Annotated in this window: 16 protein-coding genes; 2 read left to right on the top strand and 14 right to left on the bottom strand. The window is 40.1% G+C overall.

Annotation, left to right across the window (positions count from 1 at the left end; translation table 11 throughout):
- Positions 1–2,061, bottom strand: a complete 2,061-nt coding sequence (locus tag PQO01_RS14490) for a serine/threonine protein kinase (protein WP_274314803.1) — start codon at positions 2,059–2,061, stop codon at positions 1–3.
- A gap of 154 nt (positions 2,062–2,215) precedes the next feature.
- Between PQO01_RS14490 and PQO01_RS14485 the strand changes: the two genes are divergently transcribed.
- Together PQO01_RS14485 and PQO01_RS14480 are read left to right on the top strand one after the other, a co-directional pair.
- Positions 2,216–3,610, top strand: coding sequence for a TIM-barrel domain-containing protein (locus PQO01_RS14485; RefSeq protein WP_274314802.1), 1,395 nt, complete (start codon positions 2,216–2,218; stop codon positions 3,608–3,610).
- Positions 3,607–4,986 carry an arylsulfatase gene (locus PQO01_RS14480; RefSeq protein WP_274314801.1) on the top strand — a complete coding sequence of 460 codons (1,380 nt, stop codon included), beginning with the start codon at positions 3,607–3,609 and terminating at the stop codon, positions 4,984–4,986. Before PQO01_RS14485 ends, PQO01_RS14480 begins: the two co-directional genes overlap by 4 nt.
- 55 nt (positions 4,987–5,041) lie before the next feature.
- Here PQO01_RS14480 and PQO01_RS14475 read toward each other — a convergent pair whose 3' ends face one another.
- The 13 genes from PQO01_RS14475 to PQO01_RS14415 form a co-directional block, all read right to left on the bottom strand.
- On the bottom strand, positions 5,042–7,354 hold the full coding sequence (locus PQO01_RS14475; RefSeq protein ID WP_274314800.1) for a hypothetical protein: 2,313 nt from the start codon (positions 7,352–7,354) through the stop codon (positions 5,042–5,044).
- 21 nt (positions 7,355–7,375) lie between these two features.
- A complete protein-coding gene (locus PQO01_RS14470) occupies positions 7,376–9,265 on the bottom strand; it encodes a hypothetical protein (protein WP_274314799.1) in 1,890 nt (629 codons plus the stop codon).
- 51 nt (positions 9,266–9,316) lie between these two features.
- Positions 9,317–10,855, bottom strand: coding sequence for a DNRLRE domain-containing protein (locus PQO01_RS14465; RefSeq protein WP_274314798.1), 1,539 nt, complete (start codon positions 10,853–10,855; stop codon positions 9,317–9,319).
- Between the two features lie 43 nt (positions 10,856–10,898).
- The gene (locus PQO01_RS14460; protein WP_274314797.1) at positions 10,899–12,329 is read right to left on the bottom strand and encodes a hypothetical protein; all 1,431 of its coding nucleotides are present in this window, start codon (positions 12,327–12,329) and stop codon (positions 10,899–10,901) included.
- A 351-nt stretch (positions 12,330–12,680) separates the two neighbouring features.
- Positions 12,681–13,373 (bottom strand): GDSL-type esterase/lipase family protein, encoded by a 693-nt coding sequence (locus PQO01_RS14455; protein WP_274314796.1) that lies wholly within the window; start codon positions 13,371–13,373, stop codon positions 12,681–12,683.
- A 69-nt stretch (positions 13,374–13,442) separates the two neighbouring features.
- On the bottom strand, positions 13,443–15,242 hold the full coding sequence (locus PQO01_RS14450; protein WP_274314795.1) for a hypothetical protein: 1,800 nt from the start codon (positions 15,240–15,242) through the stop codon (positions 13,443–13,445).
- 185 nt (positions 15,243–15,427) lie between these two features.
- A complete protein-coding gene (nagA, locus tag PQO01_RS14445) occupies positions 15,428–16,552 on the bottom strand; it encodes an N-acetylglucosamine-6-phosphate deacetylase (RefSeq protein WP_274314794.1) in 1,125 nt (374 codons plus the stop codon).
- A gap of 24 nt (positions 16,553–16,576) precedes the next feature.
- A complete protein-coding gene (locus PQO01_RS14440; RefSeq protein ID WP_274314793.1) occupies positions 16,577–17,986 on the bottom strand; it encodes a Gfo/Idh/MocA family protein in 1,410 nt (469 codons plus the stop codon).
- Between the two features lie 219 nt (positions 17,987–18,205).
- Complete coding sequence (locus PQO01_RS14435) at positions 18,206–19,915, bottom strand: hypothetical protein (protein WP_274314792.1); 1,710 nt, start codon at positions 19,913–19,915, stop codon at positions 18,206–18,208.
- Positions 19,916–19,940: 25 nt separating this feature from the next.
- Entirely contained in the window at positions 19,941–21,347 is a 1,407-nt protein-coding gene (locus PQO01_RS14430; protein WP_274314791.1) for an MFS transporter, read from the bottom strand.
- Entirely contained in the window at positions 21,344–23,392 is a 2,049-nt protein-coding gene (locus PQO01_RS14425) for a beta-galactosidase (protein WP_274314790.1), read from the bottom strand. The genes PQO01_RS14430 and PQO01_RS14425 overlap by 4 nt, the downstream gene beginning before the upstream one ends.
- 152 nt (positions 23,393–23,544) lie before the next feature.
- Positions 23,545–24,168 (bottom strand): 3-keto-disaccharide hydrolase, encoded by a 624-nt coding sequence (locus PQO01_RS14420; RefSeq protein ID WP_274314789.1) that lies wholly within the window; start codon positions 24,166–24,168, stop codon positions 23,545–23,547.
- A gap of 2 nt (positions 24,169–24,170) precedes the next feature.
- Positions 24,171–24,965 carry a sugar phosphate isomerase/epimerase family protein gene (locus PQO01_RS14415; RefSeq protein ID WP_274314788.1) on the bottom strand — a complete coding sequence of 265 codons (795 nt, stop codon included), beginning with the start codon at positions 24,963–24,965 and terminating at the stop codon, positions 24,171–24,173.
- Between the last annotated feature and the right edge of the window lie 81 nt (positions 24,966–25,046).

Genomic DNA, 25,046 nt, shown 5'->3' with positions numbered 1-25,046 from the left:
TCATTCAACTATGATGGGTTTCACATTGGTGGGTCCAGCATTAAACCCCTGCGATTTTGATAAATATAATTTCGGAACTTCTTTAAATTCTGACAAAAACTTAAAATATTTTATCGGTGTGTGGGCTAAATTAAGTTCTTTTAAGTCTAACTCCACAATAGGCTGAAACCCTAATAAGCCACTATGACTTAAATCTAAATATTTTAAATCCAAAGTGCGTAATATTGAACGATAGGGGAAAAATTTGCCGCCCATATTTTTAAGCGTATGGAGCTTGGAGTTGCCAGAAAGATCTAAACGATTGCCATCTTGACTTTGAATGAAATTAAAATTGAAATTCTTCTCATCAAGTTCTGGGTTTAACATAAGTAGGTAGCCCTTTACCAATTCGCTATGTTCTTGCAAAGAAGGGTTGACTTTATGATCATAAACCAACATATAATGCTTTAACCACGAACGATTATCCGGTAAGGTCCGAACAAGCTCTAAAAACTGTTTATTTGTCAAACGTTTCTCATCGTTGGGTTTAATCTGGGCATAATCATTTGCTATACGAATGAGATCATAGATATGGGGCGTATGAGTCGAACATTTTCTAAATTCCCCATTAGCTTTGTTAAATTCATGTCTTACCAAATGAATAAAACCTTTCTCGGCAATCGCATTATAGTCATTAGGGTTCTTTTGAATTGCCAATTCAGTCAAAGCCAGTGCCATATCAAAGTCTAACTGGCGACTAGAGCTAATCGCCGTGCCTACTAATAAGCGATTAAAGTGATCTTCGATATTACTAGAACTCCCCAAGTTCTCTTTGAAATTTTCAAGTGATTCATCAAAGTCAGCAATAATACTTTCGCGACCTCTCTTTTCTTTTTCATATAGAACCAACGCAGTCTCAGCCTTATTTCTCGCTACAATTGCCTCCGCTTCGCTCTCCCTTAAGGCTTGGATAAACAAAGATGTTCCAAGCAAACTAAAAATTAGGAAACCAAAAATAAGTTGACAACGAATGCGATTGCGATGGTAAACGAGTTTTAGCAATTTTAAAAATCCTGCCTCTTCTGCTTGGGTTGCATAGCCCCTTAAAAAGGACTGAATCTCCCCTTTTAAGCTTTCCACAGAATCATAGCGTTCTTCTGGCTTTAGTTGACAAGCTTTATAAAAAACCGCTTTTAAACTATCCGGTATATATTTATCCTTTGGAAAATCTCGAAGTTCACCCTGTCGAGTGTTGACCAATAATTCTTCAATTGATTCACCTTGGACATGCATTTCCGCGGTTAATATAGAGTAAAGTAAAGCACCTAAAGAATAAATATCTGTGGCTGAGGTTTTGACTCCTTTAGTTTCAGCTTGTTCGGGCGCCATAAAGCCTGGACTTCCTTTTAGAGTCCCGACTTGAGTCATATCATTGAGTAAATCCATATCTAGACTGTTATCATCAGAGAATAAATCCTCACTCAAGGAATCATTGAGAATTTTGGCTAAGCCCCAGTCAATTAAAAGGACCTGCCCATATTCACCTACATTAATATTCTCCGGTTTAACATCTAAATGCAGGACATTTTTAGAATGGGCGAAAGCTACTGCATCACATACCTTGACGAAAATATCTAGTAATTGTGCCAAGCCAGATTTGCACTCAACTGATCTATGATGGTCTTTTAATAAGTCCTTAAGGGTCTGACCCTTCAAGAGTTCCATAGTGAAAAAAGGCTTTTCGTCGTCATCTAATTCAATATCATACACAGGGATGATGTTTGGGTGTTCCAACCCTGCACATATGCGCGCTTCTCGCAAAAAGCGTTCTTCATTTTCTTTAGAATCTTTGAGTGGCCGCGCCAAGGCAATATGGCGATCGGAACGAGGGTCATAGGCTTTAAAAATTCTCTTTTCCCCGCCTCGATCAATTTCGACTTCATCCAAGTAGTTCAAATTATTTTTCAGAGATGAGCAAAGAGGAAAAACCACGGCTTCATCAATCTCACTATCATCTGCATCATACAAGGAAGATAAATCATGATCTAAATCATCTACTAAAGTCTGTATATTTTTGGGCATAGGCTCTCATTTAGTTTCATCTATAATATACGAAGTCTTAAAGCTAATCTTGCGGATGATTTAATAAAAATAATCACTTTTGAGTGTATAGAAGTCCAATTTCCAGACGTTTGTTAGTGAAACTATTAAAAACAAATAGCACTAAGGGAATTTTATGAAACTAATCACAAAAAAATTTATTTTAACGGCAGGGGCTCTACTCCTTGCATCCTGCCAAAGCTCTAAACAGCAAGAGCTCGCTCAAACTCCACCGATGGGGTGGAATAGCTTTGATAGTTATGGTGTATATATCCCTCAAGAAGCCGCCATGGCTAACCTTGAAGACTTTGCCAAAAAACTTAAGCCACATGGCTACGAATACTTCGTTATCGACAATGGCTGGTTTGGCGAATACAAATTAAAGCCAGGCACCAACTTACCTAACGAAAAACATGCTCACGACATAGCGATCAACGAATATGGTCACTTCCTACCTTCTGAAACTTATTTCAAAGATGGCCTCAAGCCAGTTATCGACCGCTGTCATGAACTCGGAATTAAATTTGGCATTCACCTCATGCGTGGTATTCCAAGAAAAGCCTACGACCTCAATCTTCCAATCAAAGGAACCAATTACACCGCTCGCGATATAGCCAATACCGACCCCAAAGAAAATTGTACTTGGTGTAAGTATAATTACGCAGTTGACATGTCCAAACCTGGTGCTCAGGAATGGTACGACGGACTCATGCAACACATGGCTGATATGGGCGTAGATATGATTAAGTACGACGATATTGTTCCTCACCCGGACGAAGTTGCGGCCGTCGCAAAAGCTATTAAGAAAACAGGTCGCCCAATGCTTCTCTCCCTCTCACCGGGTAATAATGCACCGCAAAACGAAGAAGCCGTAAAATCCTTCAAAATGGGTAATATGCTGCGCGTAACTGCGGATATCTGGGATGAACAAAAAGGTCTTGATCAATGCTTCGAAGCCTGGCGTAAATGGTCTGGGTACTCTGAACCTGGTTTCTGGATTGATATGGACATGATTCCTTTCGGTCAACTTCAATTAATGTCTCCCGAACCCAAAGTAAAAGAAAAGAATCAAAAAGCTGTTCGTCTTGCGGGTCACGGCTACAAGCGTTGGTCTCAGTTCACTTCTGAACAAATGTACACTTTCATGACCATGCGTGCCCTTTCGGCATCTCCCTTGATGATGGGTGGTGATCTACCAACTCTCGATGAATTTTCTCTCAAACTCATCACTAATAAAGACATGCTTGCTTGTAACCAAAATGGTGTTCAAGGCACACTTGAATTCGAAGGTAGCGAGATGGAAACATGGGTCACTCCAAACAAATCTGACGAGAGCAAAGGCTGGGTTGGCATTTTTAATCGCGGTGAAAAAACGCGTAAAATCAAGCTCAGTAAGCATTACTTAGGCTTAGATAGTCTTGATGGCCTTAGCCTCCGCGATATTTGGGGCGAGAAAATGCTAAAGGAAGGCGACTGGGTAACTATTCCTGCTAATGCTTGCCTCTTCGTAGCTTATGGTAAGCAAAAATGATTAACTACTTCTTCAGTTTTCTTCTCATGCTGGGCTTTTGCACCATGGCCTCTGAGAAGCCAAACATCATCTACATCCTTGCAGATGATCTTGGGATTGGTGATCTAGGAACTTATGGCCAAAAGATCATCAAAACCCCTCACCTAGATCAAATGGCTGCCGAGGGCATGAAGTTTCATCAACACTACTCGGGTTCGACAGTTTGCGCGCCCTCTAGATCTGTTCTACTTACAGGCAAAACATCAGGTTACGCACAAATTCGTGCCAATTCTCCCAACGGCAAATACGAGTTTGGTCAAACGCCTTTAGCTGCCGGAACTCAGAGTATTCCTACCATGCTTAAAAATGCGGGTTACGCAACAGGTGTATTTGGTAAATGGGGGCTTGGTTACACACATAATAGTGGTAATCCCGCGCTCCATGGCGTCGATGAATTCTACGGCTTCAAATGCCAAAAGCACGCGCATCACTACTACCCCGACTTCCTTTGGAAAAATGATAAAAAAGTAATGCTCAAAGGCAAAGTTTATGCTCATGACATTATTCATCGCGAAGCCGAAGATTTTGTCCGTAAGCACGCTAAAAACAAGCAACCTTTCTTCCTTTACCTAGCGGAAATCATTCCCCACGCTGACCTCGATGTCCCCGCGGATTCCATGGCTCAGTATGATGGTAAAATCAAAGAAACAAAAACTTTTAAAGGTAACAAATTCTACTACCCTCAAGAAAAGCCAAGAACGGCGTTTGCAGGCATGGTGACTCGCATGGACAAAGACATTGGTGTTCTTATGGATTTACTCAAAGAACTTGGTATTGATGATAATACAATTGTTATGTTTTCTTCCGATAATGGTTCACATATCGAAGGCGGTGCTGATCCCGAGTTCTTTGGTTCTAATGGGGTTTTCACAGGTCACAAACGCGATTTTTATGAAGGGGGTATTCGCACACCATTTATCGTGCGCTGGCCCGGAAAAATTAAAGCTGGCACTGAATCCAATCATATCTCAGCTTTCTGGGATATCCTTCCTACTTTTGCGGACATCGCAGATGCCAAAGCACCTGCTGATATCAATGGCATTTCAATGACACCAACACTTTTCGCCAAAGGTTCTCAGCCGGCTCACCGTAGCCTCTATTGGGAAATCGACCTTCACGAAAGTAAGCGTGCGCTGCGCATGGGTGACTGGAAGCTCATCAAACTCTTCATCAATAATCCCGATAAGAAGAAAACTCTACTCTTCAACCTCAAAAAAGATCCTGCAGAGCAAAACAACCTCGCTCAACAGTACCCCGAGATCGTTCAGAAGCTCGAAAAAGAAATGGATGCCAGTCGTACTCCCTCAACTGAATTCCCCCTCTTTTCAAAGAAATAATTTTTCGCAAGAAATAGCACACATCAAAAAGCCCGTGAACCTTCACGGGCTTTTTTTATTCTTTGATGAAATCTTCTTGGGGGATTACCAAGCGGTAACGCTTGTCACGAATCCAGTTCTCATATCGCGGATCTTTTTCCCAAGCCTTATAAGTATCTTCTACTTTACTTGGTAAGTGCTCAGAGATAATGCTTTTGCCGTCTTGTTTGAGTGAAATTTTTCCCTTACCCCCACCATCTTTATTAAAAGTGAGTTCCCAAACTTTCCCTTCATCTTCGATGCGGACCCCGTAAGAATTACTTTCTTCAAGTAATTTGACTTGAGCAAGTTTTTCAGGCTCATCTGGAAAAGTCTGTAAAACATGGAGGAAGAAAGTTTCTTTTTCCTCATTTTTATCGCGTATATCTATACGCCAAGAATTTTTCCATTCTTCCTCATCTTGTTTCGTGAAGTGTCCCCGACTGATATCCTCACCGCGAACGGTATGATAATTCTTACCATCAACCCAACATTCTTTGCCTTTGCCGCCAATAAGTTCTGTACTTGACTCTTTCGGCAATAAAGTTGTCCCTGCAAGCCAACCTAAGGGGGATTTATTACTATAAGCTGCTTTGGGTCGGAATGCCTTCCATTTAAAATCTTTGCCATTAATCTCAGGCTTTTCCATGGGGTGAATATGCCAGGTCTTTTTAAATTCCTTCTTATTACTGACGACACGATCAAAGACCACGAATATCCCCGGTTTTAAAAAGACAAATTCACGGGTGAAAGCTTCGAGTTTATGAGCTGAATAGGACTCAGTCGCATCTCCTAGAGTGTAGGTGTATTCAGGGCTAGAACGAAAAGCTCGAATAAAGCCATTCTGCTTATAAATATTAGTGGCTTTCTCTTCTTTCCAAGGGTGTAAATTGGGGTCTAGCTCAAGAACGTGCTGACCAAGCTGGCCTCCATCATTTGATTCTACTTTACCCGCCGTATGCGTAGGCACGTTAACTCGTGCATATTGACTATAAAAGTTTTCTAAGGGTTCGTCGGGGTCATAAACTGTAATCAAATTATGCGCAATGGTACGACGTCGATAATTATCCCATTCATAACCGTAATGCGCCGTTTTACCCCTTGGCCAGCCATCCGTAGCTAAGTAGCCATTGCGATAGATGAAGAAATTATTATTATCTAAATCATCGGGTTTCCCGGAAGCAATTCTACCGCAGTGAAAAAAGCCAAATGCGGCATCATCTTGCCAACTCGATCTCATACTTACTAAGCCCATCCCCTCGTGATAGGCATCTTCTGGAAACTTCTCTGGAGATACTGTCTCCACTTCTTGTTCATGATATAAAATAATACGCCAAAAAATCCCCGTCTGCGCCAAACGATCGATATCCTTTTCGCGTAAATTCTCTAAACTCAAATTCACAAAAAAAATCCTATACGCGCCATATCCCCAAATCTGATTTCTCGACAAGGGTTGCTGCCACCACCACTGAGAAAGACCTTCATTCAAACGTTTGGCCAAAATCAAAGGATTATCCCAATCGTTGTAATCATTGCCTTGACCAAATGCTGTATAACTATCTGGAATAATGCGAAAATTTTTGTGATCTTTAAAGCCTGGAAGTGTGTGATATAAATACCAAGCCCCTTGGGATCGAATCAAGGGATTGTCAAAAGTATCTTCCCCAGTTGCATTTAACCACATCTCAGCAAAACGTGGAATATATTTTCTCCAGCAACGGCACTCGAAACTTCTATGCCAACCACCCCAACGCTGAGCAATTGTGTTCCCCACTCTAAAATTCCTGTCTAGGTAAGCATCTCGTTCCTTTTGAAAACGTTTTTTAAGCATCTCCATATCCACACCTTCATCCCCCCAGACCGCTAGGGTCGATGAGCCTTCATTACAGATCTGGTGAATCCCCATGACATCTGGCTTATAGGGGTTACTCACATGCATGGCTAATAATTTTTGCGCTAAAAAAGCCTGATCTTTCTTATCCAGACCATTATAAATTAAGTCATAGGTGTACTTCATTTCATAGGTGGGCTTAAGAAACTGAAGTTCATGATTGGAGGCCTCCATCAAACGGCGCTTCGCTTCTTCTAAGTAAGACTTATCATTTTCAATTTGATACAAGAAGCCATATATGGTCATATCTTCTTTAGATGACTTTGAGCCCACATGTCTATCTGCCCAGGACTTCATCGCTTGGTATACACTTGCATAAGGTTCTTTTTTACACTTTTCCCGAATCCACTCCAAATCTGCTTCCCTAAACAACAATCGTGGGTGTTGAGGATGAATTTTCGTTTCTGCCGCTAAGGTCGACATCAGCAAGCCACACACTAGGAATAGTATTTTTTTCACTTTCCTAAATCCATTTTACTATTATAAATCCACTGCGCCGACATCTGGACTTCCGTCCTCGGGATCACCAGCATTTTTCAATTTCTGGTTTTGTGGGCGAAAGCCTTCGCGAAGATAGTTTAACAAATCCTGAACCTTGCGAGTCCCAGTAGGCATCATTTGATTCATCGCATCAACCATAGTGCCATCTCCTTTAAGGGAACTTGACCAAGTATATGGGGTCCTAAAGGGGTCGACAAAGACGGGGTCAATATCATCGATATCATGTTTCCCAATATCGAGATCTCCCACGAGTTTTAGGTCATTATAACCTTTGCCCGTTTTGCCCTGAACATAATTACTGCCTTTTCTAAGGCGATAGCCGACATTATAATCACAATCTTGAGCTCGAACTGCCCCCTTGACCCCCAAGTGAAAATCGTGAACTTTGATGCCATCATACTTTTCACTACCGACAAAAAGATTAGATTTTACATAAGTTAGTGCTCCTTTCACTGTGGGATTCGTCTCTCCGATACAGACGCCCCCCGATCCACTGGAAAAAGCGGTGTTTCTTTTAAGGATGACAGTGCTATTGGTCGTCCCAAAAATTCCACTTGTCAGATTTGCAGATAAATTTCTAGCCTTATTCGGCCCCAAACTATTGGGCATCATGATACATTTCTCAATGATGAATTTATTATCTTCAACACTTCCGTAGTCAGCGCTCCCGGTCATGGGGCCATCTCCTTCTGGACCAAAACTAAAGTCATTGGGACCCGTAAACCAGAAAATACATCCACTGAGTTTGGCAATGCCCGTTTTTCCCGCAACATGCATAAAGTGGGGATTATTGTGGCTTTGATAATCTTGAATAAAGATACAGTCTTTGAAGGTCTCGCCATAAGCTAACCTGATACCACCCTTGCTATATTTCTCGGGCCAACGAACTAAATTCCGTTCAAAACTCTTGAGGTCACCCTCATGCCATTTCCCTTGATAACGGACGATACCCTTCCTGAAAATAGAGTCTTCTATACTGTAGCCGAAGCACATTGACAAGGAAACTAATTCATCGAAATCACAAAATCGGATGGTACAATCGGATCCCGCTTTGGCAGAGGTCCTGAATAAAGCTTTCGCTCGACCGACATCTTTTTCACTGAGGGGAAGTGAGTCCTGCCATTTTGTGTACTCGATATTCAATTTAATTTTTGCCAGTGCTCGTGGTTCAATCCTTCCCGATTTTTCGAAAAGAGAATGCAAGATTCTAAGGACCATACCATCTTTCTGGGAGTATTGCCATGCAGGTTCTTTATCATTACCCAGCCCATAAAAATGCGCGTATTCCGCATCAATACTGCCCCCTTTTACTGGAAAGCGATAAAATGAGCCACCCTGCTGTTTTTTCACACGATGGCCATCTGTAATGAAAGCTCGATTGAGGGGAACGCTAGAAATTTTGGCTAATTGATTTTTTCTGCCACGAAGAATAAGTTTGCCTAAACCTTCTTTTGTCGGTGAAAGACATAAGGGGTAAGAAATTTCATCACCTGCCCCCTCAGCATTTATTTGAAAATCCGTATTTTCGGCTAAAACTAAAGATCCATGGACAAATACGCCACCTCTGGAAAGCAAAGTTGAGCTTTTTTTAAGCTCGAGTTTCCCTGTATCTTGGATAATTATAGCGGCTTCCGCATCTACCGTCTTAGGAGAATGCCCGATTTCCTTTTTGCCGTGAACTTCCACATGATGATTGATAATAATTTGGTCACCAAGCTTCGGTATGGAACTCGAATCCCAAGTTGATTTATCCCCCCACTTCCCATCACTTTGGCTGGTGATGAGCTCAGCCTGTAGGTTCAAGCTAATGAACCCGAGTGCGGGCAAGAAGAAGCCAAGAATTTTTTGTTTTATGCCGAAGTATCTCATAATAATTCCAGTATATATGATTTGACTTGTTTGCGAAAGAGCTGATTCTTTTTATTCATAAATGACATATAATGTGGGCCTTTTATTAAGTTCATTACTTTCGCTATAGTGAGCACTCAGCAACCAGTCTTTCGAGTCGCCATATAACCAAAATCCGTGATTAGCAATATCACCCTTAAGCCATTTCCTTGTCACTTCAGTCATATCCCAAACATTGGTCTGGCCCTGCCCTGGACCATGAGCCGCATAAATGGGCAATGAGTCAGGGTTTTCGCCATCCCAATTTCTACCACTGTAGTTATTCCAATACTTATGTTTCGCGAACTGAAAAGCATTGGCTTCATCTTCCACCCATGGACGGTTACAGAGTTCCACAACCCAAAGATTGGGGTTTAAGTGAGAACGTGAGGGCTCAAATCGAGACGTTCTACACACCAACAAAGAAGCATGATGAATTTTACTTTCCTTGGGGAGATGAGATAAATCGACCCTCATTAATGCCGACCTATGTCTCATAAACATTTCATACATGGGAGCTTTGCCATGATTCACCAAGCCTGAGTACATCAGCATACTCTCGGGCTCATGGCAGGTAATATAGGTATCATCCCAACCCTCGTAGCTTTTGTTCATGTCCGCACGATCAAAAGCCTTTTGCCCATTTCTCAGAATGGCTAATTTCGCCTTGGGGTATTCTTTTACAATTTCATTATATTTCTCAATAAATGAGGCTTCCACTTCTTCAACTGAACGCTCATATGGTTTTTCCCACTTGCCTTTGACGCGCTCTGCTAAGTCCGCAAAATCTTTTACTTTGCTATTCATTCCCATAAGCTCAAATAATTCTCCTCGTGTGGGGATGTATTCATTGAGCTGAGATAAGGGAATATCCTTGGCCTTTGGAAGGTCTTTTGAGAGGCGAATATTATCAATAAAAATGGATTCCCCTTGCTGCGCATCATATAAAGCGATTTCAAAACGAATGACTGCGCCGTATTTAGGACGAAACTGATGATCACGCTTGTGGTTTAAAAGAGCCACCATAGTATGATGTCCTTTTTTCATAAGGGCGGCTCTTTCAAAGCGCCCCATGTATCCATCCCAGCCATTATCCCGGGTACTTTTCTCCTGAAGTGCCCTGAAGACCACTAGGGAATCCCTTTCTAAAAAGACATCGGCACAGAGTGTTTTGTACTGACTCCAATCTGCAATCGCAATCTTTTCCGTGTAAACACTAGGCAAGTGTCCTTCAGGGAAAGTCAATTTTAAACTTTTTGATCCACTTGTTAGATGTTGATCAGAGGTCTCGATTGTGACTTTCCCTTCACTATATCCTTTCAAATTTTGATTCAACCAAGAATGACTAATATCACTCTCAAAGTCAAATAGGATCTCTGAATGTGCTAGATCAATGATTTCACCTGAATGTAATGAGGTGCTGCCCATGCAAAGCAAGAATAAGTAGGAAAGCCTAGCTAAGAGTGAGGAGGCCGACCCCTGCCGTTTCTTCTCTATATCAGAAAAATCATGACTAAATCCATTCGCACTGTATTGACTTACAAACGCACTATCATGTAATTCTTTTATCATCAAGATCAGCTTATTCATGGCACTGTGGATTAATGAAGGTCAATTACTTAAGTCGAAGCTTATAAAGCTCGCTCTCTTTCCAGTCACTTAGAAATTGAATCAAGTAGCCTTTATCTGTTTTCATTGACAAATAGTCCTTACCGGCAAGGAGTATCTTCTCGTTCAAACTTATTTTTGGCTCGCCCCCAGCACCTGTACAGAGTAATACTGGCTTGCTGTCTTGACGCTGTACTGAAAATTCCGCACCTTGCTGCAAGTTCACGAGATAGACGCCGTCTTTGCGATCAAAAGATAAATCTTCTTGTGGATTTAGGTAAGGATTCGCATAAATTGCGCCCACTTCTTTCTTGCGTATATTGGGTAATAATTTACTATTTTCAGCACCAAGTTGCATTAAATAATGCTGGTGAATTTCTTCACCCTTTTTTCGACTAATCTTAAAGTCTCCACCAAAATACTGACGCTTAAAACCTATCCAACTATGAAGTCGCGATGTACCCTTGATTTCGTTCTCTGGCGAAGGAGCCAACAAAATACTTGCTCGCGAATAATCCCTGTAGGGTTCGGGAGTCGTTTTATCCCAGTAAGTAAAACAAAATTTCGATTCATCCTTGCTCCAAGAAGTAGGGTTAGTATTATTATCCCCTCGCAGCCAACCATAAATCGTTTCATGAGAACCTATATCATAGGTTCCTGATTTTAGAGGATCTCTACCACCAATTTGCTGGCCAATAGTCAATTCAGTCTCGGTATTGTCCAAGATCAACCAGCTATTCCATTTAGGTTGCTGTAAGACCATATTTTTTAAACTTCCTGGTTTCCAATTAGCCTCTGAATTACGAAGTTTATTCTTCCCACTGACTTCTACAGTTCCTTTCTCTTTCGAGCCGTACGCATAATGCTGGGGATCGCCCAAACTAATTGTTGCGTGACGCCAGGTAGTTAATGTATAATCATTTAAAAAGATCATCGTATTATGTATATAAATGCGGCCCGTAGGATAAATCACGTAACGGGTTTTTAATTTAAAATCCTTAGTCACGGTTGAAGATAACATGGTAAAATAAGTCGCTTCAACAATCACTCGTCGTGCATTATTCTCGATGATTTTAAAATTGCGCGGTTCATCTTTAAAGCGCGTACCTGCCAAACCAATATGGGCAATAACATCATGGGGATTAATGACCTGATTAAATAAAGCCCCTTGAAAACCATTGGCTGCTTCACCCAAATCTCTGCGAGTTAGGTTACTTTTGGCCTCAGGGTCAAGATGTAGGTCGTACCACTCGGACAAGCCATAATTCATGGAACGTACAAATCCTAGACGAAATTCTCCTTGCGCTTCAATCATAAATTTATGACTAGCTTTGCCCTCATCAATATGCCAAGTTCGCAAATCGGGAACATTACTTGCTGTACTAGATAAGCTCAGCCATAAGCAAGCCAAAATGATGCTGTAAATTTTTTTAGTCATAATTCAATCCTTAAATTTATTAAATCTATCTATCTTAAAGCTTTAAAAACGACGCCAATCATCAAATAAAAGATGACTACTGCTCCTATCTTTACAGTTGCCCAGTTAACAATGAAAACCAAGTATCATCATCGCAGAGCGATGTCACTTTAAATAGCCCCACATGTAATGTGGGGGGTAGTGCGAGGGCCAAAAAATTGTGTGCCTTCTATGAGAAGGCATAGTGTATATTTCTCCCTTCGTTTGCCTTAGGGCTTTGCCCTAAGCTATTTAAAGTTTAATGGTTTCACCATAATTTATATATACTGTAAATGTATATACATCGTTAAGTCGCTAATCGTGATTATCTTCTCATTGTATTTGTTCGTATTTCAGTTCATGCTTGAGTAAAATTAGACGAATAGTTTTCGACCAAATCTCATAACCCCTTTTATTGTAATGAAGTTTATCCTTTATAAAAACATCACTCTTTATCTCATCGTCTTCCATCATTTGACTAAAGGTATCAATAAAAAATAACTGCTCGTTCGAAGCACAAGTCTTTTTAAATAAGTCATTAACTTCTCTAGTTTTATCTAAAAAAGACTTACGGGCAATACTAGGCTTTACAGAAAGGAGATAAATCCTTAAGTTTTCATCCGATTTCAAGAGTTTATTTTTCAATTCCAGAAACTTATTATGAATTTGCTCTGGAGAAACCCCCGCAGCTAAATCATTATCACCTTCATAAATAACAACAGCTCTAGCTTTGTGCTTTATAATTAGCTCATCTGAATAATGATAGAGGTCATTCATGTTACTCCCACCGAAACCTCGATGAATAAGCTTAAGTGGCTTGAGATCTGCATGAATTGTGTTCCACATGCGGATGGTGGAACTACCTGTAACCACAATAGCTCCCTTAGGAGGATTACTTTCTTTTTCTAATTTTCCAAAAGCTTTAATGCTCTCCTCGAATCTTAATGGAGAGGGATATTCTGCTAGTTCAGCAAAAGCTAAATTGCTCATACTAAGCAAAATTAATATCATGAGTATTTTCTTCATTTTTTCCTTTATATTTTTAAAATTCATAGTTCATGTAAAAAGTACAAACAAGGGACTTGACTGAGCTCCCTAAATAGAAATCACAGCTCTTTTCTTTGGCTTCTTATGTCCTTGATTAATTTTTTCGACTGACTTATTCTTTGAAACTTCTACTGCTTCACTCTTGACAGATCTTACTCCAGATAGATTTACGGCTCCCAAGTCTTTTAATTCTCCATTATAGTTTCCCGAGGCTTTAAAATTTAGATTCTGCGGTCTCCAACCTTCGCGAATATGCGCTAATAGATCGGTTATTTTGTTGGTACAAGACAGTTGATCCATAACGGAATTAATATTGGCCTGATCTCCTTGGCTCAAAGCCCAAGTGTAAGGGGTGCGAGTCATATTCGCAAAATCCGGGTTCACATCATCTATATCATACTCTCCAAGTGTAGGAGTGCCTGAAAACTTCAAGTTTACATAGCCTTTGGCTGAACTCAAATCACCCTGAGCTATATCCCAAGATGCATTATGGGAAGTATTTTCATATGTAATCACATCGACTTCAGTATGACCTAAATTTTTAATCTTATAGCCATCGCCATTTCTTCCTACAAAAATATTATTGCGAATTTGTTTTATGCGTCCGACTTCACAAGGATTTGTCTCTCCTAAATTAATCCCTCCCGTATTGCCATTAAAAATCGTATTATTTAAAACTTCTATACTTGAGTTAGATGATTTTGATAAAACTGTCAACAAGGTACATGAGAGATTATTTTTATGATCCAAACCATTAGTATTGGGCAGCACAATATTATTTTTAATTGTGAATACATTTTCTTCACGCGTGCCTTCTTTAGCAGCTCCCACCATTAAGCCATCGCCTTCAAGAGTTTTTGAACTACTTTTAGGGGCAATAAACCAAAAAACCGATCCCGACACACTACCCTTTCCACTACCTAAACCCACGCCAATAAAATGAGGGTTCCAACTATTAGAGTTTTTGACAAACACACAATCTTCTATCTTATTGCCATAAGAAATCGACATCTCAATGCCATCCACCATGGATTGAATAAAATTCCCCTTAAAGGACTTCCACTTGGGGCACCAATGAGAGTAGGTTTGAATGCCCTCGCGAAAGACATTTCCCTCTAGGACAAAGTCGGCCGCATTAAAAAAACCAATTTTTTTATCAAAATCACAATTAATTATACTCCCCTCACTACCGAACGCCGAGGGGACTTCGAGAATGTGCCACAGCTCATACTGCTTGCGTTCTGACTTAGGTTTTTCAACTGAGTTCGTCCATTTACAACGTAAAAATTCTTGTTTAGCTCCCTTGGGCAATCCATAACGATGTTTGATTTGTGCACATTTATCAAAAGTGCAATCCGTAAATATCAAGCCTTCTGAGTCAGCACTCACCCAAGTTTCAATCGCCTTGTAATTCGGCTGAGCTCCTAAACTGACAAAATCACAATAAGCAGCAACAATACTTCCTCCACCATTACTTTTACCATCACTTATATATGCCGACGCCGACCCTTCTTTGACAAAAACGCGACAACGAGAATCTATACTTCCATTCACTCTTAAAACCCCTGATGAATAAATATCTAAAGTTCCCGCACTGGCAAAATCCAATTCTAGCTGGGCTCCCTGTTCTAATATCAATTCTCCATGAAGCTTAGACGAAGACTTTAAAGTCAGCTGCACGCCACTAGATACTGTGAGGCTAGCACCACTCTTTATTTCAAGACTTGAATACTCTGTATTTTTGTTGAGGTACTCAGTTGATTCCACAATCTCCCATGCCCCTACATTTAAACAAATCACAAGCCAAGTCACAAGGAAGATGGCGTGTTTTTTACTTGCCTTTATCATAATAAATCACCTTATATTATTTCTTTACCCTACTTTTATTCACAAAAAGAATTAAATCAAGTCACCAAACTAATAAATTGTATTATTTTACAATATAAATAATTATTTAAGATGGGAATATAATATTTTATTGATTGATTCACGATCAAACATACTGAGATTGATTTCGTATAAAACAACTATATCTAAAAAATCTCGCTGACCTGGATTCCATTGAGCCAGGTATTTTCCACTCTTAAATCATGAGATAGAAGAAGCATATCTGCCGCCATGCCCTTTTTTAAACAGCCTTTCTCCAAACCCATGTGTCGCGCTGGGTACAGGGAACTCATGCGCAGCAGTTCACTGAGCTCCATCTCAGTATTATTAAAACAATTTCTCACAGCCGAACACATGTCTAAATTAGAGCCTGCAAGCTCACCCGTTGATGAGCGTAATTCATTACCCTGCCTAAAAATCTTCTTATTAAAAAAGTTTAATTCAGTTTCTTCTGAGCCTAAAAATGACATGCAGTCTGTGACTAAATAAAGTTTTCCAGGAGCTTTAATTTTTGCCGCAAGCTCAAAGGACTTATAATGCACATGGATACCATCCATGATAATACCACAGGCAGCTTTTTCACTTAATAAGGCCGATCCCACCAGACCAGGATCCCGAGAATTTAGTGGGGACATCGCATTGTATAAATGAGTAAAACCATCGGCTCCTGCATCTAAAAGTTCCTCGACTTGTTCATAATTAGCTGCACTATGACCAATATTAACTTTAAGGCCCATTTTCACCAAACGTCGAACATCATCTAGAGTGACAGTTTCCGGTGCAACAGTTAACAAGATAGCTCCTAGATCTTTTCTCTCGTAAATCTTCCATTCTTCATCTGAAATAGAACGAATGTGTTCTTCAGAGTGGGCTCCCTTTTTAGCTTTCGATATCTGTGGACCTTCAAAGTGAATTCCTGCAATCCCTAAGAGTTTTTCTGATATAGCTTCGGCCACTGCATCAGCAGCTTTTAGCATCACCTCGCTACTATCACTCACAATTGTCGGCAAGATCGAGGTACTACCATAAGATGCATGAGTTTTCACCATTGTTTTAAGGCTTGCCAAATTGGGACTGTGATTAAAGAGAACTCCTCCTCCGCCATTGACTTGTAAGTCCACAAAGCCAGGAACCAAAAAGCCTTTAATTATATCAGCACCATGACTAGGCTTCTTTTCTAACTTTTTGATAAGGCCATTTTCAATAGAGACATGCATATTCTTATGCATTTCATCTCCATCAAAGAAGTTTTCTACAAATATGGTTTCCACAAATCTACCCTTTTCTTAATGAGACTAAACACTCAACTGCCCACTTGCTGTATCCGTATTGTAGAGCTTCAATTTTTTAGGGTTCACATCAACGATGGGAAGTTGTTTATTGTTCTTCCATTTTCCTCTAGTGAAATCAGGTACATCAACTGAAGTTGAGCGCCGTTTAACTGATTCAATACTCAAGGGGTACAGGCTCGTCCATGTCGCCGCATCATAGACATTTTGATCCAAAGGCAAGCCATTTTTCAAACAGTAAATCAAGCGGTAATCCATCATGAAGTCCATGCCACCATGTCCACCTACTTTTTTAGCTACATCGCCTAAAGTTTTGATAAGTGGGTGACGGTATTTTGCCTCCAACTCCTTTTTTTCTTCTTTATCCAAGAATTCATGCGCTTTATGATAGTCAAGTAAAGCGTACTCTTCTCGTGGATATTTTCTCACCATACCACGATTCCCCTGCAGCATGTGTATTCGACTGTAAGGACGTGGACTACTGACATCGTGCTGAATCATCACTGTTTGACCTTTGACTGTTTTCAACACAGAGGTATTCATGTCTCCTCTAAAATTTATGTTCAGCATATCCTTTCTACCTTTCTTACGAGCAAAGGAACTAAAAGCCGCTTCCTGAGACGACATTGACACGAGATATTCAAAGCGATTACCACGATTGATATCCAAGCATTGTGCTACAGGCCCCAAACCATGTGTTGGATAGAGGTTACCATGGATACCAACATTTTCTTTAGTACGCCAGCCTCCACTATTTTCACTACTGGAGCCCATCATTGACTCGCTCAAACAATGAATATAAGCTCCCTCTGCATGAGTGAGCTCACCAAAAACTCCCTGCCGCACCATATTTAATGACGTCAGTTCAAAAAAGTCATAACAGCAATTTTCCAGCATCATGCAGTGTTTCTGTGTTTTCTCCGATGTTTCCACCAATTCCCACATCTCATCAATTGTTTTACCTGCCGGGACTTCAGTTGCGGCATGAACACCACTCTCCATTGCGTAAACTGAAATTGGTGTGTGATAATCCCAAGATGTGACACAATACATCAAATCTATTCCCATGTCGCAAATGCTCTTATAGTCTTCGGGCCCACTGAAAAATTCTTTGGCTTCTTTTAGACCTGCATTTCTTAAAAGCGTATTGGCTTTTTTTACTTTAGCTTCTTCCAAATCGCTAAAGGCCACTATTTCTAGATCGGCAATCTTCATTAACCTCTGTACCGCGCCATATCCGCGATTTCCTAGCCCCACTACGGCGACTCTAACTTTTTCTATTTTCGGAGCTGCAAAGTCACACATATTATGAGGACTCATACTTGTAGCTTGTGTAGAGCATGAATTCAGTAATTGACTCCCGCTTGCAAAAGCAGATAACTTAACAAATTCTCTTCTATTAATGAATGTCGACACAGTAAAAAACCTCTATTTAGTTCATTTAATGAATTAAACAATATAAGAAAAACTAAAACTTACAAGTTTTCATGTATAAATATTTTGAAAACTAAATAAAAAATACATCTTAATGAACAAAAAAAATCGAGCTACAGAAATATGTATGTGGTGTCATTGACATATTCCTGTAGCGCATAAAACATGGCCTAGGGGGAAACCATAATTTTCCTAAACACACTAAAGCTTTTCTATAAGGTATTCACCTGCATTAAGACGAAGATTAAGAGAATTAACTGTTTTGGCGAAAGTCATCGTTTCCCAGCGATAAGCTACTTTCTTAAAAACACGATACTGCGCTTCCGGATTCCTTAACTTTAAACTCATTTGATTCATGCGGTTTGAATGGAGTTTCATCACTTCTTCACCGGTATGGAGCTCTTTCCAATGAGGATTTACATATTCGCGATCTGGATAAACAGTTAAACGAATTATATTCCCCTGCTCTTCGAGTATGTATAATCCATTCCCACTGTAGTTAACGAATTCTGAATTCCCTAAACCAAATATTTTTGTTGGCCATTCATCTTTCGGTACGAGTGCGGATTCTAGATTATTGCTATAAGTTAGTACACCATCTTTATACGAGGCTGAAAGCTTATCACTAAAGGAAAAAAGTACATTAGCCTCTTTGTGCCCTTTATTGCTATCAGTTTTGTATACACCACCTCGTACTTCCTGTTTAAAGACTTCACCAGCCACCATAAATGATGCTGTTTTGGATGGCATAGATTTGAGATTAAACACGTGCGAGCCACCCTGATGAGTGATGTAGGAAGTCAAACCATAGGTCCACTGAGCTGCAACCTGAACTCCAAGTGCGCGAAACACCTTTGCCATGGCAGGATACATATAGCCCGTCTGATTAAACATTGTCTCATATTCATAAACGACTTTTGCCTTTTTTTTGAATCGCTCATCTTTAACCCAACCAAGATAGTCCCATTCATCAAAACACTGCTGAAGGTAGGGAAGATAATTATTTTCATCGAGACATTTAGGGTATTTCCAAAAAGGTGCCTTTAAATCATCCTGCCCGGGGTAATTACAAAAGGAAACGCCATCCACTTTTGAATCGGCAATAGCCTGGAAGACATCTTTATGGTTGCGAATCATTTTAGGCCAATTGCTATTCCAGATAACAGGAATTTTCAGCCCTTCCTCTCGAAAGAGCTCCACCATTTCATTGAGATACTTTAAGGTTGCTTTGTACCTGTAATCACTGAAGTTTTTTTTGCTTTGCCCTGGGTTCTTTTGTAGCCATTTTTCATACCAAACAAAGGCAGGCTCATTAATCGGCTCAACCAGGCCTAGGGATGTGTGCTCCTTATACAAGAGCCCATTATATGGATTGCGGCGATTCAGTAGCTGACGCACATTATTTTTCCCCGCATTAATCAAATGATCTTCAAACATCCAGTCTTCGCGAGGCGCTTTGATGTAAGAGTCCTTAGGCCCTAGGTGCTGACTGCCTTCGTGAGCTAAGTGATTGAGAAAAGTAAGATAGACATAAACGCCGCGCTTTTCAGATTCAGCCATTGTATAATCAAGAATATCTAGCCAAATCGTCTCGACTAAGTTACCTTTTTCATCAGAATAATCCGCCGGATCGAGATGAATACGAATAAGTTCAGAACCAATGAGTTGCACTTCATCAAAACTTTCATCTGTAACACTTTTTAAGTCTTCCACACGTAAGGGCATAAGCAAGTTTTGGTTCTCCATTCGAGCGGCATGCTCAAAACTTAAACTTGGCTGAAAATTTACTCCCCATAGATTAACCTCTTTGCCATCGGCATAATAGAGTACGCCGTCTTTTGCCGTAATCGGCTGCAATCCTGCAATAAGTGAGAAGTTAAGAACAAACAATAAAGTAAAAAGATATTTCATATAATATTTTCCAAATACACTGAAGTTAAACTGTACCGCGACGCTCTTCCAATTCCTTGCGAACTTGGTAGGCACTTTCTTCGCTAATATTGTAAAGTTTTAAGCAAAACATTGCTAAGACTGGTGCGGCAACTGAAGCGCCTACAAAAAATATGCGTAGAGTTGTCATTGTCCCCTCTGGTTGATCTGCCCCTAAGGCCTCATCAAATCCGCTGAAATGAAGTGCTATACCCGAAACCAAAAAAGTGAATGATGTACCAAACTTTGTAATCCAGGTAAATACTGAACTGATGATGCCTTCACGACGTTCGCCAAATTTGTGCTCATCCCAATCACAGAGGTCGGCAATCATAGAAGGAACGATGACTCCCAATGAAACCCACACTGGACCATTTAGAACGGCATCTAAAAGAAGTAGGTAAGGATGCTCTGGCGTAAAGATAAACCATTTTGAAACACCTCCCAAAGCCGTTAATAGCAAGACATAAAACATTGCTTTACGCTTACCAAATTTAATTGCCAACCAGCGCAAAATAAAAATACCTGCAAAACCGACAATCGCAAAACCTGTACCATTCCAGGCATTGAGTACTAAACCACCGGCTACATCGCCAGACTTTACGTGATAAATTACAATGTACATGGCAATACTCCCTGCAATCGTCCCACAAAAATTCAGTGCAAAAACTATCCCTACTAAGCCCATCATAGGTTTGGATGATGCTGCTTGACCAATTGCTTTAAAAAAGCCTATTTCATTATTTTCTTTTTGTGCCACTTCATAAAAACGTTCTTTACCATAGATAGCAGGAAGTAATCCCAAGCCTAAAAAGACAAAAACACTTAGGCCCACAGCAATCCATCGAGCTCCAACTAAGGGGTTTTCAAAGCCACTCCAATTAGTTGCAGGAACATACCAATTCACGCATAAATTCCCAATATTATAAAACAAGGCCAAATAGAACATCAATCTAGTTCTCTCATGATAATCTGGTGTTTGTTCATACACTAAAGCATTATAAGGGACCGAATAAACTGTGAACGCAGTAAAAAAGAGCACACTGCCAATAGTTAACCACCAAAAAGTACCTGTTTCTCCCATGCTTTCGGGTACCATCCAAATAGACAAAAAGCATAAGGCAACGGCTATTGCTCCCACAAAGACAAAGGGACGACGGCGACCATATTTAGATTTATAGCGATCTGATACACGCCCCATAATAGGGTCTGTAAATGCATCCCAAATACGCGGAATAGTCATGGCTAATCCAAACAAGGCGGGGTTTAAACCGAGGAAAATCTGGAAAATTGGTTGCGCCATATACTGAACCACTAGGCCACCGTTCTGGATGGGAAAACCACCGGCACCCACTGCGAGCTTTTGCTTTAAAGGAACAATGTCCTTAGGATCTGTTATATGTGAATCACTCATACTAACTCATTCTCCTTAAAGCCGAGCAAAAGGACACCTTTTGACGGTAAACTTACATTAAAAACTTCACCTTTAGCTACTGACTTTAACTCCTCAGTATCCATAAATTCCACTATTCCGTCAACATGAACCATAAGTTTTACATCTCTTTGACTAAAATCATTAATAAACATATGCAAATCTCCTTTTTTAGAATCAAGTACGCTGTGACGAAGTGATCTTAAGTTCTGATTGGCAAAACTTAAACTTGGTAATAAATCATCCATATCGAGCATGATCAGCATTTCCTTAAGTAAGGCTGGATCCTGGTTCACAAAATACTTTTGGAAAAAACAGGTTCCTATTGTAATAACGCGCCCCTGACCAAAAGAATGACATAAGCCAGCCGGATCACCATCTTCCCATGTCGCAAAAACTTGAGTACCTTCAGTTGGAACAAAATCATTTCTCATAAAGAAAGCTTCGTAGTAGGAATTTTGTCCCTGAATTAAAGTCTTTTCTCTGAAGCAAGTCTGATCAGTTTTTTTAGCTCCAATGAGTTTTTCCAATTCAAAAACTTGTTCACGAAGCATCCAGCCGTTCTGATCTTTACTGGCGAAAGCGCCATCGACAATAAGAGTACCCCCATGCTCAACATATTGATGCAGTTCAGCAATGAGTGACTTATCTTCTACGCAGGTCACGTTGGGACAAATCAACAAGGGACTCTGTTTTGGATCAAGACTTTTCACTTTTGCCTCATTGACAAAACCCGCCTCAATCCCCAAATCATCCAATAGAGTCCAAGCTCCACAAAGTGCATCATCCGCCGAATCCTGTGAACGGGGATTTTCAACGGGGCCTTCTTCTGCGAGGTACGCAAAAGTTCTACTTGGAGTACTATGTAAAATGTGTGCGCATGGTGTTTTAGCCTGACTATTTTCAAACCATTCATTGTGTTGAATAAGCTTTTCACAAACTTCTGTGGTAACTTTACTGCGCTTTGTTTCTCCACCGGCCGGTCCCATCAAACGCCATTCACCTGCTTCCGCGCCATCATTGCGATCATTAAAACACCAGAATACCAAAGCATCTGCACCTGTACCGATTCCCGTCCACAGCCAGACTCGAAAATCATCCCCTGTAGGAGTATCGTAAATCAAACCCGAATCAATTGCCGGACCAGCCTGAAGTTCACTCAACCAGAACTGCTGACCTTTACTGGCACTGCGCATTAAAATTGTCGACATGGCAATTGCCTGGGGCCAAGCTTTTCTCTCAAAACGGGTAAAATGCCAAACCGGGTGAGCACTGCATCCGAGAAAGTCCACAACTTTGCCTTCCTCCCAAACCTCTTGTCCCGTTTTAGTATAATTACTAACTAATGCGTGCGGGTTAACGTGAATCGGATGATTCGGGTCATTAGATCGTATACGCTCAGTAATGACTTTCATCCAGTACAGGAGCTGTGAACGATTGAAGCGCGCCCAATCCAGTTGTTCAATGTGCGGGGCCCAAAAATCATTTAACTCACCCTCGTGAATTTGTACTTCATCAAAACTCTCAAATTGATGATATGAAAGGCGGTTGTACTCTTCAATACTTCCATGATAAGAACTCAAAAAATCACGATATTGCGTTTGCCATTTCTTTTCTGGAACCAGTTCCAAACTTGCTTCATTCCATATAATCCAAGAATCAAGACCCGGGTGATTAGCATAACGTAAAACACAGCGATCCACATAATCCATTGCCCTATCCGTGAATTTCTTATCCGTTAAATCATCAATCCCTTGCAAGGAACGAACTCGTCTCATCCAACCTGGCGAGGTCAATGCCCAAAGAGTCGGTACTACTCCCATGTCATTCTTAGCTGCTTGATCAAAGACCGCATCAAACACATCCCAAGTCCAGTGCCCTTCGCGGGATTCAACTAAATCCCATAACATGAATAAACGAATAACTCGCAAACCTACGGTGTTCATTTGATCAACCCATTCACGGGCCTGTTCCGGACTATCTCCACGATTTATAAATAATTGGGATCCTATTCTAGGTAAGCTCATATCGCACCTCATCTTAAATGTTAATCATTTCCTTAATTAAAGCAAGAGAGCAAACTTGTCAACCTTATTGGTGAAATAAATAAACATTTATTATTAAATGTTAACCATTTTATTATCGTGAAACTTTTACTCTGCTTACCTTGTTGTTACGTTTATTTGATTTCTTTTATTCGAATATTCCGAAAGCGCACGTCATTACCATATCCATGATCTTGCAAAGCAATGTAACCCTTTAGTGGCTTCTTCCCTGTGTTTGGATTTTTAGAAAAGTCATGATCAATAATTTTTTCACCATCAAGTATGTAAAGAATATGGCGCCCTTTTAAACTCAATTGTGCCTTAAACCAATACCCTGCAGGCTTCGACATGTTTTTACTCGGTGCAACAGTTTTTATAACTCCTCCATGATCGTGATGGGAAAGTTTACCCTTCTTATTTAAAGAATCGAGGATTTGCACTTCCATACCACTTTTTGTTGCATCCTTCATGTCCGCTACGCGAAAATAAAGACCACTATTTCCTCCTTTGGGATAGCTGTATTCAAATTCAATAGTGAAGTCTGAGAACTGCTTCTTCGTGTAAAGGTATGAACTGTACCGCTCCCAACCACTCTCACCCTTTCTAGGTTGGATAAGCAAAGTCTCATTTTTATCTACCTGCCAATTACCCGTGCTTTTCTGCCATTGATTTAAATCTGTCCCATCAAACAAAACTAACCATTTATCTTCTGATTGTAGTGATAGAACAAGCAATATTACTGTACAAATAACTTTCATAATCATACCTCTGTATTTTCAAAACTTTTTAAAAGATCTATTGTTAAATTCACACCTTCAATATCAGAATATTTATCGCCTTCATACTCTATACCAAAGTAAGATGAATATCCTTGTGAAAGAACAATTTGCATCATTTTATGATAATCTATATTGATTTCATTTCCTTCATTATCGAAGTCAAAACTCTTAGCACTCACACTCTTGGCCCAAGGCATCATCTCCTTTACTCCTTTATACTTATCATAATCATCAAAATTACCAAAATCAGGTAGAGTTCCACAATTCTCTAAATGAACTCCCTGCATTACCTGACTTAGCCAAGCACCATTCGATGAAAGTCCCCCATGGTTTTCTACTAAGATATTCAAGTCAAAATCGTCGGCTTTTTGACTTAGCTCCCGCAAACCATCAACGGAATATTGACATTGCTCTTCAAAACTTCCTTCCGACTCCGCATTAACTCTTATAGAATGGCAAGATAATTTACTGGCAAGCTCTAACCATATGAGGTGATTTTCCACCGCTTTTTCACGTTTAATTCTATCTGGATCTCCTAAACGTCCAAGGCCATCACACATAATTAAAAGACTCTTAACCCCATTGTCATCGCACCTTTGTTTCAGTTCTCTTACATATGAATTTGTTGTCTGTTTAAAAAAGATATTGACGTATTCAAGTGCTGATAAATCAAAATGATCACGAGTAAAAGCTGGAAAATCTAAATTTTCTAGAGCTCCACTTTGAAAACGTTTATGCAAAGACCATTGCGCAAGTGATATCTTAATAATACTCATTTTTTGACTCCATTATATTAAATATATTACATAATAATAAGCAAATAGCGATCTTACAAGTAAATGTTAAACATTTAAATA

Origin of the sequence: Lentisphaera marina (genome assembly GCF_028745505.1) — a bacterium.
Classification (GTDB): domain Bacteria; phylum Verrucomicrobiota; class Lentisphaeria; order Lentisphaerales; family Lentisphaeraceae; genus Lentisphaera; species Lentisphaera marina.
Note: the sequence above shows the minus strand (reverse complement) of the source record. Positions and strands in the feature narration are given on the sequence as shown.

What these genes read in the sequence shown, in the direction of transcription:
- PQO01_RS14490 (WP_274314803.1), bottom strand. Translation starts at nt 2,061, where the DNA reads ATGCCCAAAAATATACAGACTTTAGTAGATGATTTAGATCATGATTTA.
- PQO01_RS14485 (WP_274314802.1), top strand. Translation starts at nt 2,216, where the DNA reads ATGAAACTAATCACAAAAAAATTTATTTTAACGGCAGGGGCTCTACTC.
- PQO01_RS14480 (WP_274314801.1), top strand. Translation starts at nt 3,607, where the DNA reads ATGATTAACTACTTCTTCAGTTTTCTTCTCATGCTGGGCTTTTGCACC.
- PQO01_RS14470 (WP_274314799.1), bottom strand. Translation starts at nt 9,265, where the DNA reads ATGAGATACTTCGGCATAAAACAAAAAATTCTTGGCTTCTTCTTGCCC.
- PQO01_RS14465 (WP_274314798.1), bottom strand. Translation starts at nt 10,855, where the DNA reads ATGATAAAAGAATTACATGATAGTGCGTTTGTAAGTCAATACAGTGCG.
- PQO01_RS14460 (WP_274314797.1), bottom strand. Translation starts at nt 12,329, where the DNA reads ATGACTAAAAAAATTTACAGCATCATTTTGGCTTGCTTATGGCTGAGC.
- PQO01_RS14455 (WP_274314796.1), bottom strand. Translation starts at nt 13,373, where the DNA reads ATGAAGAAAATACTCATGATATTAATTTTGCTTAGTATGAGCAATTTA.
- PQO01_RS14450 (WP_274314795.1), bottom strand. Translation starts at nt 15,242, where the DNA reads ATGATAAAGGCAAGTAAAAAACACGCCATCTTCCTTGTGACTTGGCTT.
- PQO01_RS14435 (WP_274314792.1), bottom strand. Translation starts at nt 19,915, where the DNA reads ATGAAATATCTTTTTACTTTATTGTTTGTTCTTAACTTCTCACTTATT.
- PQO01_RS14430 (WP_274314791.1), bottom strand. Translation starts at nt 21,347, where the DNA reads ATGAGTGATTCACATATAACAGATCCTAAGGACATTGTTCCTTTAAAG.
- PQO01_RS14425 (WP_274314790.1), bottom strand. Translation starts at nt 23,392, where the DNA reads ATGAGCTTACCTAGAATAGGATCCCAATTATTTATAAATCGTGGAGAT.
- PQO01_RS14420 (WP_274314789.1), bottom strand. Translation starts at nt 24,168, where the DNA reads ATGAAAGTTATTTGTACAGTAATATTGCTTGTTCTATCACTACAATCA.
- PQO01_RS14415 (WP_274314788.1), bottom strand. Translation starts at nt 24,965, where the DNA reads ATGAGTATTATTAAGATATCACTTGCGCAATGGTCTTTGCATAAACGT.